The organism is Phytobacter sp. MRY16-398 (assembly GCF_003925915.1).
Classification (GTDB): Bacteria; Pseudomonadota; Gammaproteobacteria; order Enterobacterales; family Enterobacteriaceae; genus Phytobacter; species Phytobacter diazotrophicus.
The window spans coordinates 3,037,984-3,053,393 of the sequence record NZ_AP018756.1 but is presented as its reverse complement, the minus strand read 5'-3'; the positions used below and the strand labels follow the sequence as shown (position 1 = coordinate 3,053,393).

General features: G+C 54.9%; 15 protein-coding genes. 11 read left to right on the top strand and 4 right to left on the bottom strand.

Translation table 11 applies throughout. From position 1 onward, the window contains the following. The first annotated feature begins 94 nt into the window (after window positions 1–94). The 6 genes from ydcS (at window position 95) to MRY16398_RS15020 (ending at window position 5,992) form a co-directional block, all read left to right on the top strand. Window positions 95–1,237, top strand: a complete 1,143-nt coding sequence (gene ydcS, locus MRY16398_RS15045; RefSeq protein ID WP_071194136.1) for a putative ABC transporter substrate-binding protein YdcS — start codon at window positions 95–97, stop codon at window positions 1,235–1,237. Between the two features lie 17 nt (window positions 1,238–1,254). After that, window positions 1,255–2,268: an ABC transporter ATP-binding protein gene (locus MRY16398_RS15040; protein ID WP_079497480.1), complete on the top strand. Its 1,014-nt coding sequence runs from the start codon at window positions 1,255–1,257 to the stop codon at window positions 2,266–2,268. Next, window positions 2,268–3,209: an ABC transporter permease gene (locus tag MRY16398_RS15035; RefSeq protein WP_039079102.1), complete on the top strand. Its 942-nt coding sequence runs from the start codon at window positions 2,268–2,270 to the stop codon at window positions 3,207–3,209. The genes MRY16398_RS15040 and MRY16398_RS15035 overlap by 1 nt, the downstream gene beginning before the upstream one ends. Continuing rightward, a complete protein-coding gene (locus MRY16398_RS15030) occupies window positions 3,199–4,005 on the top strand; it encodes an ABC transporter permease (protein WP_039079101.1) in 807 nt (268 codons plus the stop codon). Before MRY16398_RS15035 ends, MRY16398_RS15030 begins: the two co-directional genes overlap by 11 nt. Window positions 4,006–4,030: 25 nt before the next feature. Next, the gene (patD, locus tag MRY16398_RS15025) at window positions 4,031–5,455 is read left to right on the top strand and encodes an aminobutyraldehyde dehydrogenase (RefSeq protein WP_125124714.1); all 1,425 of its coding nucleotides are present in this window, start codon (window positions 4,031–4,033) and stop codon (window positions 5,453–5,455) included. A gap of 309 nt (window positions 5,456–5,764) precedes the next feature. Next, the gene (locus tag MRY16398_RS15020) at window positions 5,765–5,992 is read left to right on the top strand and encodes a hypothetical protein (RefSeq protein WP_052249252.1); all 228 of its coding nucleotides are present in this window, start codon (window positions 5,765–5,767) and stop codon (window positions 5,990–5,992) included. Window positions 5,993–6,188: 196 nt separating this feature from the next. Here the strand turns inward: MRY16398_RS15020 and MRY16398_RS15015 are convergent, their stop codons facing one another. Further along, entirely contained in the window at window positions 6,189–6,629 is a 441-nt protein-coding gene (locus MRY16398_RS15015; RefSeq protein WP_039079099.1) for an ECs1072 family phage-associated protein, read from the bottom strand. Between the two features lie 307 nt (window positions 6,630–6,936). On the opposite strand from MRY16398_RS15015, the gene MRY16398_RS15010 reads away from it, so the two are divergent. From MRY16398_RS15010 to MRY16398_RS14990, 5 genes are all read left to right on the top strand, one after another. Further along, window positions 6,937–7,233: a hypothetical protein gene (locus MRY16398_RS15010; RefSeq protein ID WP_039079098.1), complete on the top strand. Its 297-nt coding sequence runs from the start codon at window positions 6,937–6,939 to the stop codon at window positions 7,231–7,233. A gap of 130 nt (window positions 7,234–7,363) precedes the next feature. Further along, on the top strand, window positions 7,364–7,621 hold the full coding sequence (locus MRY16398_RS15005) for a hypothetical protein (protein WP_125124713.1): 258 nt from the start codon (window positions 7,364–7,366) through the stop codon (window positions 7,619–7,621). Between the two features lie 148 nt (window positions 7,622–7,769). After that, window positions 7,770–7,970 (top strand): hypothetical protein, encoded by a 201-nt coding sequence (locus tag MRY16398_RS15000; protein ID WP_172600657.1) that lies wholly within the window; start codon window positions 7,770–7,772, stop codon window positions 7,968–7,970. A gap of 251 nt (window positions 7,971–8,221) precedes the next feature. Further along, window positions 8,222–8,395 carry a GhoT/OrtT family toxin gene (locus MRY16398_RS14995; protein WP_064572403.1) on the top strand — a complete coding sequence of 58 codons (174 nt, stop codon included), beginning with the start codon at window positions 8,222–8,224 and terminating at the stop codon, window positions 8,393–8,395. A 104-nt stretch (window positions 8,396–8,499) separates the two neighbouring features. After that, window positions 8,500–8,673 (top strand): GhoT/OrtT family toxin, encoded by a 174-nt coding sequence (locus MRY16398_RS14990; RefSeq protein ID WP_064572402.1) that lies wholly within the window; start codon window positions 8,500–8,502, stop codon window positions 8,671–8,673. A gap of 61 nt (window positions 8,674–8,734) precedes the next feature. On the opposite strand, the gene MRY16398_RS14985 is transcribed toward MRY16398_RS14990, so the two are convergent. From MRY16398_RS14985 to MRY16398_RS14975, 3 genes are read right to left on the bottom strand one after another with little or no spacing between them, the layout of a single operon-like run. After that, entirely contained in the window at window positions 8,735–10,906 is a 2,172-nt protein-coding gene (locus MRY16398_RS14985; RefSeq protein WP_125124711.1) for a virulence factor SrfC family protein, read from the bottom strand. Next, window positions 10,903–13,884, bottom strand: coding sequence for a virulence factor SrfB (locus tag MRY16398_RS14980; RefSeq protein ID WP_039079094.1), 2,982 nt, complete (start codon window positions 13,882–13,884; stop codon window positions 10,903–10,905). The genes MRY16398_RS14985 and MRY16398_RS14980 overlap by 4 nt, the downstream gene beginning before the upstream one ends. A 4-nt stretch (window positions 13,885–13,888) precedes the next feature. Further along, a complete protein-coding gene (locus MRY16398_RS14975) occupies window positions 13,889–15,265 on the bottom strand; it encodes an SrfA family protein (protein WP_125124710.1) in 1,377 nt (458 codons plus the stop codon). Window positions 15,266–15,410: the final 145 nt, after the last annotated feature.

Below are 15,410 nucleotides of genomic sequence, written 5' to 3'. Positions count from 1 at the left end.
GATTCAGCCTTTCGGCGCTCCGTCTACCTTTAAATCAGGAGATATTTTTACGGCAAGGCGGCCGCTCATTTTCATTACGACAGGAGTAAAACATATGAGCAAGAAATTTGCCCCGAGCTGCCTGTGTGCGCTGGGCATGACCCTCATGACAGCACACGCCGCCGAGCCGACGGAAGTAGGGAAAGGAGAAGGGCGTCTGGATATTATCGCCTGGCCGGGGTATATCGAACGTGGCCAGACGGACAAGCAATATGACTGGGTTAGCCAGTTTGAAAAAGAGACGGGCTGCGAGGTCAACGTAAAAACGGCAGCGACCTCCGATGAGATGGTCAGCCTGATGGCTAAAGGCGGTTATGATCTGGTGACCGCATCCGGCGATGCCTCGCTGCGTCTGATCATGGGCAAACGCGTACAGCCCATTAATACCGCGCTCATCCCGAACTGGAAAACCCTCGATCCGCGCATTGAGAAAGGTGAATGGTTTAACGTCGGCGGTAAAGTGTACGGCACGCCCTATCAGTGGGGGCCAAACCTGCTGATGTATAACACCAAAACATTCCCGACGCCGCCAGATAGCTGGTCGGTCGTCTTCGTGCAGCAAAATCTGCCGGATGGCAAAACCAACAAAGGCCGCGTGCAGGCCTATGACGGGCCGATTTATATCGCCGACGCCGCGCTGTTTGTCAAAGCCACTCAACCGCAGCTTAGCATTGAAGACCCCTACCAGCTAACCGAAGCGCAGTATCAGGCGGTGCTGAAAGTGCTGCGCGATCAGCACGCCTTAATCCACCGTTACTGGCATGACACCACTGTTCAGATGAGCGACTTCAAAAACGAAGGCGTCGTGGCGTCCAGCGCCTGGCCGTATCAGGCCAACGCCCTGAAAGGGGAAAACCAGCCCATCGCCACCGTGTTCCCGAAAGAGGGGGTAACGGGATGGGCAGATACCACCATGTTGCACGCGCAGGCGAAACACCCCAATTGCGCCTACAAATGGATGAACTGGTCGCTGACCCCGAAAGTACAGGGTGACGTCGCCGCCTGGTTTGGCTCACTGCCGGTGGTGCCGCAAGGCTGTAAAGCCAGTGATTTGCTGGGTGAAAAAGGCTGTGAGACCAATGGTTACAGCTTCTTTGACAAGATTGCGTTCTGGAAAACGCCTGTTGCGGAGGGGGGCAAATATGTCCCTTATAGCCGCTGGACGCAGGATTACATCGCCATTATGGGTGGACGTTAATCGGTCAGGAGTGATGTATGACCTATGCTGTTGAATTTGAAAATGTCTCGCGGCTGTATGGTGATGTTCGCGCCGTCGACGGTGTCAGTCTGGCGGTAAATGACGGGGAGTTCTTCTCAATGCTGGGGCCATCTGGCTCCGGCAAAACCACCTGCCTGCGTCTTATCGCCGGTTTTGAGCAATTGAGCGGCGGCGCTATTCGTATTTTTGGCCGTGAGGCCAGCGAACTGCCCCCCTGGGAGCGCGACGTCAATACTGTTTTCCAGGATTACGCGTTATTCCCCCATATGTCGATCCTCGATAACGTGGCGTATGGCCTGATGGTCAAAGGCGTGGACAAGAAAACACGCCATGCCAGCGCGCGCCAGGCGCTGGAAAAGGTGGCGCTGGATTTTGTTCACGCCCGTAAGCCATCGCAACTTTCCGGCGGCCAGCGCCAGCGTGTGGCTATCGCCCGGGCACTGGTTAATCAGCCTCGCGTTTTACTCCTTGATGAACCGCTGGGGGCACTGGATTTAAAATTACGCGAGCAGATGCAATTTGAGCTGAAAAAGCTCCAGCAGGATCTGGGGATCACTTTTATTTTTGTCACCCACGACCAGGGTGAAGCGCTGTCGATGTCCGACCGGGTGGCGGTGTTCAACAATGGCAAGATTGAGCAGATTGATACGCCGCGTGAACTCTATCTGCGCCCACGCACGCCTTTTGTGGCGGGTTTTGTCGGCACGTCTAATGTTTTTGACGACAGGCGCGCGGGCGCGTTGTGTGCGATGAACGGCGTTTACTCTCTGCGACCCGAGCATATTCGCCTTAATCAGCCGGGGGAAATTCAGGTCCAGGGGGTGGTACAAGCGGTACAGTATCAGGGGGCGGCTACCCGTTTCGAACTGAAACTTACCGACGGCGAAAAACTGCTGGTCAGCCAGGCGAACATGTCCGATGCGCTGTTGCCTGATACCTTAGCACCGGGGCAAACGGTGCTGGCGTCGTGGTCGCGAGAGGCGATGGTGCCGTTACAGGGAGCGGGGTGATGGAGATGAGCCTTTCCCGTTCACCCCAGCGTAAACCGGGCAGCCGCCTGAGTGGCCTGTTCTGGCGCAAACCGGCGCTGGGGTTGTTCCTGTTGTTGCTGGGGCCACTGATGTGGTTCGGCATTGTGTATCTGGGGTCGTTGCTGACGCTGCTATGGCAAGGCTTCTACACTTTTGATGATTTCACCATGTCGGTAACGCCGGATTTCACCCTGGCGAACCTGCAGGCGCTGTTCAATCCCGCCAATTACGACATCATCTTACGTACCTTCACCATGGCGGTCGCCGTGACGCTGGCAAGCGCTATTCTGGCCTTCCCGATGGCATGGTATATGGCGAAATACACCAGCGGAAAATGGAAAGCCTTTTTCTATATTGCGGTGATGCTGCCCATGTGGGCGAGTTATATCGTCAAAGCTTACGCCTGGACGCTGCTACTGGCGAAAGACGGTGTTGCCCAATGGTTTCTCGGTCATATGGGGCTGGAACCTGTACTCGGCGCGCTGCTGACGCTGCCTGGCATCGGCGGCAATACGTTGTCGACCTCCGGTCTGGGGCGTTTTCTGGTCTTCGTCTACATCTGGCTGCCGTTTATGATCCTGCCGATTCAGGCGGCGCTCGAACGGTTGCCGCCGTCGTTATTGCAGGCGTCAGCGGATCTTGGCGCCCATCCCCGACAGACCTTTCGCCATGTGGTTTTGCCGCTGGCAATCCCGGGTGTGGCCGCTGGCTCTATCTTCACCTTCTCCCTGACGCTGGGTGATTTCATTGTGCCGCAACTGGTGGGGCCGCCGGGGTTCTTTATCGGCAACATGGTCTATTCGCAACAAGGGGCAGTCGGCAACATGCCAATGGCGGCAGCCTTTACGCTGGTCCCCATTGTATTGATTGCCCTTTATCTGGCGTTCGTGAAACGTTTGGGAGCGTTCGATGCACTCTGACCGCGCACCGTTATTTCTCAAAATTGCCGCCTGGGGTGGGGTTATCTTTCTCCATTTCCCGTTATTGATAATCGCCATCTATGCTTTTAATACCGAGGATGCCGCGTTCAGCTTTCCCCCGCAGGGCTTTACGCTGCGCTGGTTTAGCGTGGCGGCGGCGCGGGGCGATATCCTGGATGCCGTGACACTGTCACTGCAAATTGCGGCGCTGGCGACTCTTATTGCCTTAATCCTTGGCACGCTTGCTGCAATGGCTCTCTGGCGCAGTGAGTTTTTTGGCCGGAACGCCATCTCACTGTTGCTGCTGCTGCCGATCGCCTTGCCCGGCATTATTACCGGGCTGGCGCTGTTAACGGCATTTAAAACGGTGGATCTGGAACCCGGTTTTTTCACCATCGTTGTTGGTCATGCCACGTTTTGCGTAGTGGTGGTTTTCAACAACGTGATAGCCCGATTTCGTCGCACGTCGTGGAGTCTGGTTGAAGCCTCAATGGATTTGGGCGCCACCTCATGGCAGACGTTTCGTTATGTGGTGTTGCCCAATCTCGGTTCGGCGCTGCTGGCCGGGGGAATGCTGGCGTTTGCCTTGTCGTTTGACGAAATCATCGTCACGACCTTTACCGCAGGGCATGAACGCACCTTGCCGCTCTGGTTGTTAAATCAACTGGGGCGCCCGCGTGATGTACCAGTAACCAATGTGGTGGCGCTGCTGGTGATGCTGGTAACGACCATCCCGATTTTGGGCGCCTGGTGGCTGACCCGTGACGGTGAAACCGTAGCCGGAAGCGGCAAATAACTGACAACTCTGAAAGGATAGCGCTATGCAACATCAATTATTTATCAATGGAGCACTGGTCGACGGCGAAGGCGAGAAACAGGCCGTGTTTAACCCGGCCACCGGCGAGGTGTTGCTGGAGATTGCCGAAGCCTCGCCTGCGCAGGTAGACGCGGCGGTGAAGGCGGCCGATGAGGCCTTCAAAACATGGGGACAGACCACGCCAAAAGCGCGCGCCGAGTGCCTGCTGCAACTGGCGCAGGTGATTGAAGACAATGCCGAAACCTTTGCAATGCTTGAGTCACTGAACTGTGGCAAACCCTTGCATTGCGTGCTGAGCGATGAAATTCCGGCGGTCGCGGATGTCTTTCGCTTCTTCGCAGGTGCCGCGCGTTGCCTGAACGGACTGGCCGCCGGGGAGTATCTGGAAGGGCATACCTCAATGATTCGCCGCGACCCGGTTGGCGTTGTGGCCTCTATCGCCCCGTGGAACTACCCGCTGATGATGGCGGCCTGGAAGCTGGGGCCTGCGCTCGCGGCAGGTAACTGTGTGGTGATTAAGCCGTCAGAAATCACGCCGCTGACGGCGCTCAAACTTGGCGAGCTGGCGCAGGATATTTTCCCGCCAGGAGTACTGAATGTGCTGTTCGGTCGGGGGAAAACCGTTGGCGATCCGCTGACCGGACATGAAAAAGTGCGCATGGTCTCGCTGACTGGCTCGATTGCCACCGGTGAGCACATTATCGGTCATACCGCCTCTTCGATTAAACGTACCCATATGGAGCTGGGCGGCAAAGCGCCGGTTATTGTGTTTGATGACGCCGATCTGGATGCGGTTGTCGAAGGCGTTCGTACTTTTGGTTTCTACAATGCCGGGCAGGACTGTACCGCTGCTTGTCGCATTTATGCCCAAAAAGGGATTTACGATGCGCTGGTTGAAAAACTGGGGGCCGCGGTGGCGAGTCTGAAAATGGGCCCGCCGGATGATGAAACCACCGAGCTGGGCCCCCTGAGTTCCGAAGCCCATTTAGCGCGTGTCAGCAAAGCGGTGGACGAGGCGAAAGCATTAAGTCATATCCGTGTGGTGACCGGCGGCAGCAAGCGTGAGGGGGCGGGTTTCTACTTCCAGCCCACATTGCTGGCCGGGGCAAAGCAAGACGATGCGATAGTGCAACGCGAAGTCTTTGGGCCGGTCGTCAGCGTGACGGTATTTGATGATGAAGAGCAGGTGCTGGACTGGGCCAATGATTCGCAATATGGCCTGGCATCGTCCGTGTGGACCAAAGATGTTGGCCGCGCGCACCGCCTCAGTGCGCGTCTGCAATATGGCTGCACCTGGGTCAATACCCACTTTATGCTGGTCAGTGAAATGCCCCACGGTGGACAAAAACTTTCGGGGTACGGCAAAGATATGTCGATGTACGGGCTGGAAGATTACACCGTGGTTCGCCACGTGATGATCAAACACTGAGCTTTTAACCCGGTTTAGCGTGAGCGTGGGAGTTACCGTTTCTGTAGCCGTTTATTCACAGGTACAGAATAATTGAGGTAACTCTCACGCTTTATAATTTCTTGTGTGTCAAAAAACGTAAAGATGGTATATTCCTGACAATGCTTAACGCGCCTTACCCGCGTAGCGTGACCAACATTAAAATAAAACCTACAAATGTACTACTGCATATCACGGTTGGGATTGTCACATTAATTTAATTAGTGCGACAAATTATCATCATATCCCGCCATTGATAATGTTGCTTTTTTAGTCTCTGGGGGAAACAAAATGAGTAAAGTCGTTGTGGTACTGCTGCCTGGCGGTATCCCTGAGTATTTGACGGTTAATGATAGCGACACCACCGTAACCTGGTCCGTAAACCAGACAGCAGAAGGCGCGTCCGGTCTGACGTTGCCTATAGAAACTTATTTCTGTGAAGGCGAGGAGCTTCATTTTGCCCGCTATGAACCTGCGTTAAGTAGCGCAATGACCGGGCAGTATTTTTTAAACGCCTGAAAACCATGCCGGTTAATAGTGCAATTGGCAGGTAATCGCGTTTCATAAACGTTTTAAATAAACTTAGCAGGCTATGTGAAATAGAGCATGACCGGTGATGCGACGGCAGGGATGCACGGCGTAAAGCGTATTTCATATTAAACACGTGAAAATAAAAAAGGGCGCAGCGGCCCTTAATATTCAAATGATTCGCAGGCTAGCGTTTCAGGATGTTTTCATTATCCCGTGGAGCCCAGTCTTTTTCTGAGAAATCATATATAGAATAAGACTGATCGCGTAACCCATTGGCGCGTAACATTCCCCGGACATCCGCTGGCAAATTCTCATCACGAAAAAGCTCAGCTATCACAAACATTGCGTCGCTAAAGGAGAGCTGTTTAATTTCAAAGGGTTTCCAGCCAGTACGCTTGAAAATAAGATGCCACAGAGCTTCTTCCCCGGCCAGTGCCACATAAGGACTGGCATACTTCTCCCGATGACGAGACAGCAGGACTTCCAGAGTAAAAATATGTGCGACGCGTTGCTTCGCAGCAGATCCCCTGGCCGTCGTTTCGTTCGTCAGTTCCTCGTGCGTTATGTCATTGTTTTCACACACTCTGGTCTCGATGGCTTGCCATAGATCGTCAAACTTTTGCATTACTGTTACCCTGTAAGAATTAGTTACGGCATTGAGACAATACCAGAGAAATCAGCCATCCGCCAAAGTAAGCATCCGGTGAATTTATGACAAAAATGAAAGCATCCCGTTCTCTTTTTTTATGTCAATTTCACGCCAGGCTTAATCTTATGATTTATAAAAAACTTAACGTAAATCAAAGAGGAAAAATATATAACTCACGGACTGAGTGGCCTGAGAAAACAACCGGATGTTGCTTGCGATCAATATTGTCGTGGGGGTAGCGTCCTACATTGAAAGTTCATTCCCTCCTTAATGAGACGCCTCAATGAGAATCACACCGTGGGTGTTGATCGTGCTGGCTGTAACCAGTGTGCTGAGTATTGAAAACAGTCTGGCTAAAACACAGATATTGAGTGATGCACAGGTTAAACAAAAGGTGATTGAGGAGTCCATTGCAGCTTACCCGGGGCCATGTGCCTGCCCGTTTAATCAGGCCAGAAATGGCAGTAGCTGTGGTAAGCGCAGCGCATGGAGCAAACCGGGTGGCTATGATCCTGTCTGCTATGCCAGTGAGGTGACACCGCAGATGATCAAAGACTGGCGTGAAGAACATAAACAATAGATGGCTCATGCAGTAGTGTCAGTTTTTGTGACCGAGCGCTTAAGCCCGCCATCCTGATGTTCAGTACGTTTTAATGCCGTTTACTCTCGCTGTTATATAGTGGCGCCAGTGAGATATTCAGGACGTTAAAATGTTCGAATTTGCATGCGATAAATGCGGAAAAACCGTGATTATCGAAGATTTGGCAGCCATCGCCAAAGATAAGGCGAGGGGAATAACCTATTGTCCCCATTGCCACGCCAGCATTGCAGACGAAAAAATTGTCGCTCATGCAAAAATCAGGGCGACTGAAATGATTCACGCCGCTCTCGATTCCCTTCAGGCGAGACGTAAGGCCTCCGGCACCGGGGCGACCACCATCATCAGAGAACTTCAAACGCATTCTTAAACGCCTTTTTCTTTCGTTGAATTATCAGAGTCAGCCTGTCATGTCCTTTGAAGGTAGACTGAGATGCCACAGTGTATGTTTAAGGGTTGAACAAGGGAGGTTTACATGGTCAGGCGTGCTTTCGTGAGTTTTTTCCTGCTTTGCGTATTTGCCGCAACCGCTGCTGATGGTGGGAATGGGGGTGACGGGGGAAACGGTTCTGATGGCGGCAACGGATCGGCTGGTGCGGCTGGCGTCAGCGCTGCGGGCCGCGCGGGTTGTCCGGGTGGCACAGATCCAGATCGGTCGGGAAAATTTTATCTTCCGGGTACAAAAGAGCAATGCAATCCCGGCAAGCAGGATGCAATGAAAAGCGCCAGGCAGTAGTGTTGAAGCGGGCTGATTTGCATCCAGTGATGGCCCGGCTTCGCAACGCGGGCATTACGAATACGGGTAAAGGGCAGTAACGAGAAGCGACGGTCACGCGTTGCCAGTCCGTAAAATCAGGGTCACGTCAATTTCCCCCTTCGTGATAAAGCGCACGATTAGTGAAAAAACTTGATAAATGTCAATAAAAGCGGCATATTGCGCCCGTTTTGTTATCACAGGGTTAGTGTGGCTATGTCGCTTTATCAAAAAATGCTGGTTTTTTACGCAATCATGGCGCTGCTTTGCGCAATTATTACCTGGTTTTTATCCAGCGACCGTAAACGGATCCGTTTTCTGAGCGCGTTTCTGGTGGGCTCAACGTGGCCGATGAGCTTCCCGGTGGCCTTACTGGTCTCACTGTTTTGATCTTTTGATAAAGAGTGACGCAAGGCGTGACCAGTTAGACAAAAATAACCTTAAAAAATGTGCAACATAGTCTGCGTATGTTTTCCATGGAAAGGAGGCGGACGATGGACTTGTTCATTAAGATGTTAATGTTTTATGCCGTGATGGCATTACTGACGGGCGTAGCGACCTGGTTTTTATCCAAAGAGACTCGCCGGATCAAAACGCTCAGCGCGTGCTTAGTTGGCGCAACATGGCCGATCAGTTTCCCGGTTGCCCTGGTGTTCTCATTTTTCTAGCATACTGAGCGCGTGTAAAGCGATAAGGCCCGACCCACCGGTTATGGTGGCCGGGTCTTTTTTATGGCAGCAGCGTTTTGAGTTTCTTGCGCGCGGTGGGAGAAATATCATGCGGATGGCTATAACCCATGTTTTCCACTGACCGGGTATAGAGAGCGACCAGCCAGTCGTAAACATAGCGCGTTGCAGCATGAACAGGTTGTTCGCCTAAACGCGTTAACCGTTCCGTCGAGCCAGAACTCGCGGAGGCGAACACAGCGCTGCCTTTCTGCACGCGGCTGGCAGGGCGCTGCGCTTCCGGAACATCGGCATAACCCAGCCAGGCGACAAAATTACCAATGGCGGCGTACAACTGCGCCGCAGAAGCGGTATCGCGCTGCATAATCTTCTGCAACTGCTCCGGCATATTCAGTCGGTAGCTACTGATGATGATGATTTCCGCCATCTGCCGCACCGTGGCGGACGAGAGGCCAAGCCGGGCGGCGTTCTCATCATTACGACTCCACTGACGCAAGTGGTTGATCCACATCGCGTGCGCCTGTTGGCCCGCATCACGCGCCACTTGAGGCTGTTCGCTGCTCTCTGCCGCCTCGCCAAACAGGTCGATGGCATCGTTAAACAAGCCGCTGACCTGTTCTTCGCGCGGTTGCTGAACCTTCCACAGAGAGTCAAATTGCTGCATATCCGGCAGCAGGCCTTCCAGCAATTCGCCATGACGCGCCGCATGGGTCTGCAACTCACGCACGACCGCTTCTGCGCGGGTACGCTGAGCGGCATTCTCTTTTGCGGGGGCGATAAGCCAGGCCTGCATCAGATCGCGCAGCGCCAGTTGATGACGTTCACGCAGGGATTTGAAGCGATGCTGACGCAGCGCCGGGGCGGTTGCCTGGGCGAGCCACTCAAGAACCCGTTGTAAACTGCTGGCATCCAGCGCCTGCAGCGTCCCCCAGTGCTGGCCCGGTTTCCCGACCAGTTGTTGCACCACTTCATCAAGATTCTGTCCGCTGGTAAAACGGGCATCGTGCGGGGTGATGGTCCAGACCAGGCCAGGCAGTGCGGTCTCGTGGCCCGATTGCGTCTCCTTCACCCAGTTCAGTAACGCTTTCGCCGTTGCCGTCGTGGTTGAGCGATGCGCCGTGGCATTGCAAATCAGTAAGACATCCGGCTGTAATTGCTGACGATAGCTCTCCAGCAGCCAGCGGCATTTACTGTTCCACAGCGGATGTCCCTCCTGCGGCGCCGGGGTGGGGATATCCAGAATATCCACACCGTTCAGTTCACTGTTTTCGACCGGAAGCACCAGCTCTTTGGTTAACAGCGCCAGCGTCGAAACAGGAATACTGACCGCATTCTGTAATTGATCGTCCGACCACGGATGCACCACCACCTCACCGGCAATGGCTTCATTGTCCTGTTCCGTAGGGGTGAGAAAACCTTCGGTCGGCAGGGCGAAGTTATCGACTAACAGGCTCAACGGCGCCGCCAGTTCCCGGGCGTTTCCGGTCTGGTGCAGCGTATGCGCCAGCGATAGCCATTGTTGTGTTAACTCCTGTTGCTCACCCCACAGCAGTGCCCAGGCACTGGCGCGAGCGCTCAAGTCCAGCGATGGCAGAAGGCAGGCGAACTGATACCACAGCGCGTCGTCCATATGCTGTTGCGATGACGGCACCACCGAGCGCCAGAAACGGGCAATTCCCCCGACATCTTCCGCGCTAATGCCCGGAACCGGGTTTGGCTGGCGCAGTGCGCGCCATTTTGCCAGACGGCTTTCAATAACCGTCTTGTCGACGACACGCACTTCCGGCATGGCCTGCGCGTGCGCGATGAAGACCTGCACCAGTTCCGCCTCGCTAATCAGACGTAAGCGCAGGGGAAAATTATCATCAACACGCGGATTTTCGCGGCTGAAACGCAGCGCCATACTGGTCAACATATGGCCGGGGTTGAGATGGCTGAAATAATCCAGCGTCTTCTCACCCAGCAAGACATGTAAACGTCCGTTGCCGCTGTCGCACAGCGCGGCAAGTAAATGGGTTTTGGCTGCCTGAGCATGCCCGTACAGCCCAACGGTGCAGGGCATTTTCGCGGCGCTTTCCAGCGCAGATTCCTGCGCCGTTAGCGCCGTTAAGCGCGCCAGTAGCGCGTCCGCGTCATCATCCAGCAACGGTGAAATCTGACGGTTTTCATTGATCCATGCACTGATCGCCTGGGTCGTGCTCATACTTGCACTCATTTCAGATACACACTCCCGCTGTCGATCCAGTAATGGCTGCCACTGTGGCGGCGATCGGCCAGCGTATTCAATTTGAAGGTTAACGCATCGGCGGGAACCGGCGTACCATCCTGCAGCCAGGCTTCGCTCAGAATAAACGATTCCGGCCCCTGGTGTTTATTGCCGCCGCTAAATTGCAGCCGCACATTCAACACCCCGTCGCCGGCGATGGTTTTCGCCAGGTCAGAAGAGTTAATGCTCAGCGTGTAGAGCGGGGTGGCAGGCCAGCGGGCGTTTGCCAGTTGACGAAAACCGAGCGTGACATTACCACGCAGCGGGAAATGCAGACGGGCATCCAGCTTCGCGCCCGGTTTATCCAGATCGATATCGTGATACCAGATATTCTCATCGCGCAGGGTGTTGACCACGTTATCCAGCACGCCGAGATAGCGCACGGTCGAGTAGGCGCCGATGTCAGCGGCTTTAAAGTTAAAGCGCGGCAGGCGCAGATCCAGCGCCAGGCTGCACAGCATTGCCCCTACCGCCGCGGTCGATTTCGGGTTGCCGATTTTGCCTTGCTGGCTGAACGGATACCACTCATGCACGCGGTACTTATCAAGCCAGATCATGCGGTTAACCGGCACCGGCTGCAAATGGCGAATCAACGCCTGCACACCCGGCAGACAGCCAGGACGTCCGGTAATCAACAGGACATCACAACAGTAATGACTGATGGCCTCGCAGACCGCGTGCAGCGGCGAGGCAAGAGTAAATTGCCCGGCTAGCATCGCGTCCTGTAATTCGCGGAAGTTGACCTGAATCGGCACGCTCAGCACATCAAACTCCGGCGAGCCGGCAGGGAGCGCATGGTCGATCGCCTGTTTGAGGTAGTTCATCACGTTGCGCGTTGGCAACTGGCTCAACAGTTCGCCGAACGTGGCATACAGTCCGGCAAGCGGATCGTTAACATCACTCTCTTCCCACGCCGCCAGAATGGCATGGCCAATGGGCATGAACAGTTGCAGGGTGGTTTGTTGGCGCAACACCGCCTGCGTATCAATACGCCCGGAGTCGCCAAACAGGGTTGCCAGCAACGAGGCGGCATCCGTAATCCCGGCTTTTTGCAATTGGGTTTGCATCGCAGGCAGCACGCAGCGCTGAATCACATCCAGCAGCACATCGTCACCCGCCACTTTAAACCCTTCACGGAACAGCAATTGCGGGGTGATTTTAACGTTGCTGCCGGTACCATCATCAAGTTGATAATGGGTGATCGCCATATCGGTTGTGCCGCCGCCGATATCCACCGAGGCAACGCGCAGGGAGCGTCCCGGCCGCGCGCCTGGAGCTTCGGCCCGATCGGGACGGGCGAGGGAGGCAAAAAAAGTTTCGGTTTGCCCGGCGTAGCGGGAAATCGCCTCGTTATACAGCCAGACGAGTTGACCGCAACTGGCTTCGTCCCACTCCATCTGGATATGCGGAACCGGCACCACGCTTTTTTCCTGCTGCTTGCGATGCGCAAAGTCATCATCTTGAGGATGCCAGCCCATGGCTTTCCAGACCAGCGCAATGGCTTCGAACATCCGGCGGCGGAAAATTTCACGTTCCTGCTTCGGCATCGCCGACGGCAGGGTCAGAATAATGGTACGCAACTGACGCGGCGAGGCGGGAAAGCCCAGACGCAAACGGGTGGCGACGCTATTAATCTGCCCGAGCGCCTGTGCCAGCAGCTCGCACAGCATATGTGTCATCAACGTGCTGCGACTGTATTGTGGCGAAAAGACGGGCAGGCGCTCATCGACGGGCAGGGTATACAGCGGCTGACCTTCATCGTTCATCAGGTTCATCAGCGGAAACGCGGTTGCCAGAGGTTCGCGCTGCGTTTTACTGTTCATCTGGCTAAAACGCCAGTCCTGCAATACCGGGGTTTCATCCCAAAGGTAACGGCGCGGGCTGGAAATTCCGCTGTTGCCTTCGGTTCCCAGACGCTGCATCGCCAGTTTGCGGGCCTCGTCGCCGACACGCACAATAGAAGGCCAGATAAACGCGTCTTCGCGTCCGCTTTCTACCGAGAAATGCTGTTTGCCAAAGCGTGCTTCGGAGAACTCCAGGCGGCTGGTGAACAGGGGTTCATTGAGGAATTGCGGCTCACTTAAGGAACGCACCTGCAGCTCGGCGGTCTGGCGCAGGCCATCGTTGGCATCGCCATGATCTTCAATAATGACGCCACAGGTGTGGGTGTTGCCGACATCGAGAATTAAATCCACCGGGATAGCCGGGGTGCTCAGCGTGTGGGTGACAATTTTCACCTCAGGCACCAGAAGCTGTGTTCCCAGAAGGGTAAGCAGGTTCAGCCAGTGCGCCTGATATTCAAAGCTGCGCAACGCCTGGGTAATTTCACGCTCACTGCGTTGTTCATCCTGATTGATGTGCTGAAGAAACGCTTCCCGTAACCAGCCATCTACCCAGGTCTGATCGAGGAAATCCGCCACTTCGTCATCACGCCAGGCCAGCGCGAAGCGTGTGCCGTTAAGAATATCGTTCTCTTGCGGTGCCAGCGCTGACGGGGAGTTGCCGTTGATCTGGCTGTCGAGGGCCAGGGTTACGCGGTGGGTATTCCCGGCGCCATCCGGTTCACTCAGTTTACGAATTTGTACCCGCGCCCAGTTTTCTGGCCCTTCGACGAAGGTACGCGGCGGGTTGAAGCGTAAGAACGGTATGGGCAGCCACACGCCATCGAGCACCGCCAGCGACGCGTGCAGCGACTGGGTGCTTTCCGGTTTGACCACCTCGGGCATGCCGCCATTGTGCGCCGGTAGGGTATAGCGTTCATTGACCAGATCGTAATCCAGGCGCAACAGTGGACCGTTCGCCGTCTTACGTACAAAGCGACCGCTTTGTGCCGACTCCTGTGGCGTCAGGCCAAAATCGAGAAACTGGACGCCACTGTTGGCGATAAGTGTGACGCTCTGTTTGTAATCACAAAGATTAACCAGCATAAAATCAGGCACCTGTTTTTCTGAAGGTCACCGCAACGGGCGTGGTATTCGCTTCAAAGCGCGCACTGCATTCCGCGATATCATTGGTTCCGGCTTTGCAGGAAATCTCCGGCATTGGGTAGCGGGAACCGTCGGTGCAACGTGCCGTGCTGCGACTCTTGATCATTAAAACCCCGGTTTCGTGCAGGCCGGAGTACAGGTCGGCGCGACAGCTCAAATTATTGCCCTGAATAACGCGCGCCGTGCCTTTATTGTTCTGGATCTGAAAACGCATAGTGACATCTTTGCCGGTGGCCTGGTCTTTCACGTCCATCACGACGCGCCAGTTACCATTCAGGAAACGGGTTGAGCCCGTTTTCACTTCCAGCGCGTCCATGACCAGCGCATCTTTCGGGATAGCGGTGATCACCAACGGTTTTTTCTCATGTACCACGGGTTCAGGTGTTTCCACTTTGGGCGCTATCACCTCGGCCTGATGGAGCGGCAGATTTGCATTCAGCGTTGGGGTGTGACGCACAACGGCGACCGGCGCAGGTTCGGGGCTGGCCACCACAGGCGCAGACTGTACGATTTTCGGGGCGGGGGCTTCATGTTGCTGATTTAACCATAATGGCACCGCAACCGCCGCAGCCACGGCGGCCGCAATCGGTAAAACCCACAGGCCGTAGCGGCGACGTTTTACCGCGACAGGGGCTGGCGTCGGTTCCGGCTCGGGAACGGGCTCAGGTTCAGCAACCGGCGAGGCCATTTGCATTACCGGTTCGTCTTTCGCTACGGCTGTGCTGATTCCCGGCACAGGCGCGAGCAGCGGTTCGTCGGCGTGGCTTATCGTGACCGTGGCAACAGGCTCTTCGGCAGGTTCCGGTTCTGGCTCAATAACGGCAAGCGGCTCCGGAATATCTTCTTTACGCAGGCATTCCAGCACATCTTCTCTGGCACTCTCATTGAGATTAACAAAGCCCCAGAAGGTGATGACCGGCTTACCGTCAACAAGAAAAACGTGGTTTTCACCGGGAAACTGCAACGCTTTTTCCAGCAGTGAACCAAACAGTTGCTGTGCTGTTTTTGGCGACTGCATGCATTTGCGGCTGAGGGTCGCGGCGCTGTCCAGGGTGCTTTCCAGGTAACGTAAGGCACGAAAGCGCGCATCTTCATCGGCGGCTTTCCAGGCCTGGGCGCGGCCTTCAACAGGGGAGTACCAGTCAACGCGGTCGCCTTCATCATTCACCTGCGGTATGGCAAGGCAGTCAACCAGCGCCTGCTGCTTACGCAGACGCAGGGCTTCACGAATTTGTAACGCCGAATCAAATACGGCCTGACCGCCGCCGCCCACGGCTTGAAAATCATCAAGATCGCCGCTGCGCAAGAGTGTTTTTGCCACGTTTTCATCCCATAGACTTTTTCACGCATCTACTGTACGCAATGTCATCACAAACAAACGGCAGAAGAGAGCGCAAAACCATTGAATTCTCGACGCATTGAGACCATCTCATAAACCTTGACGGCAAGAAGTTCGTTTAAGTTGA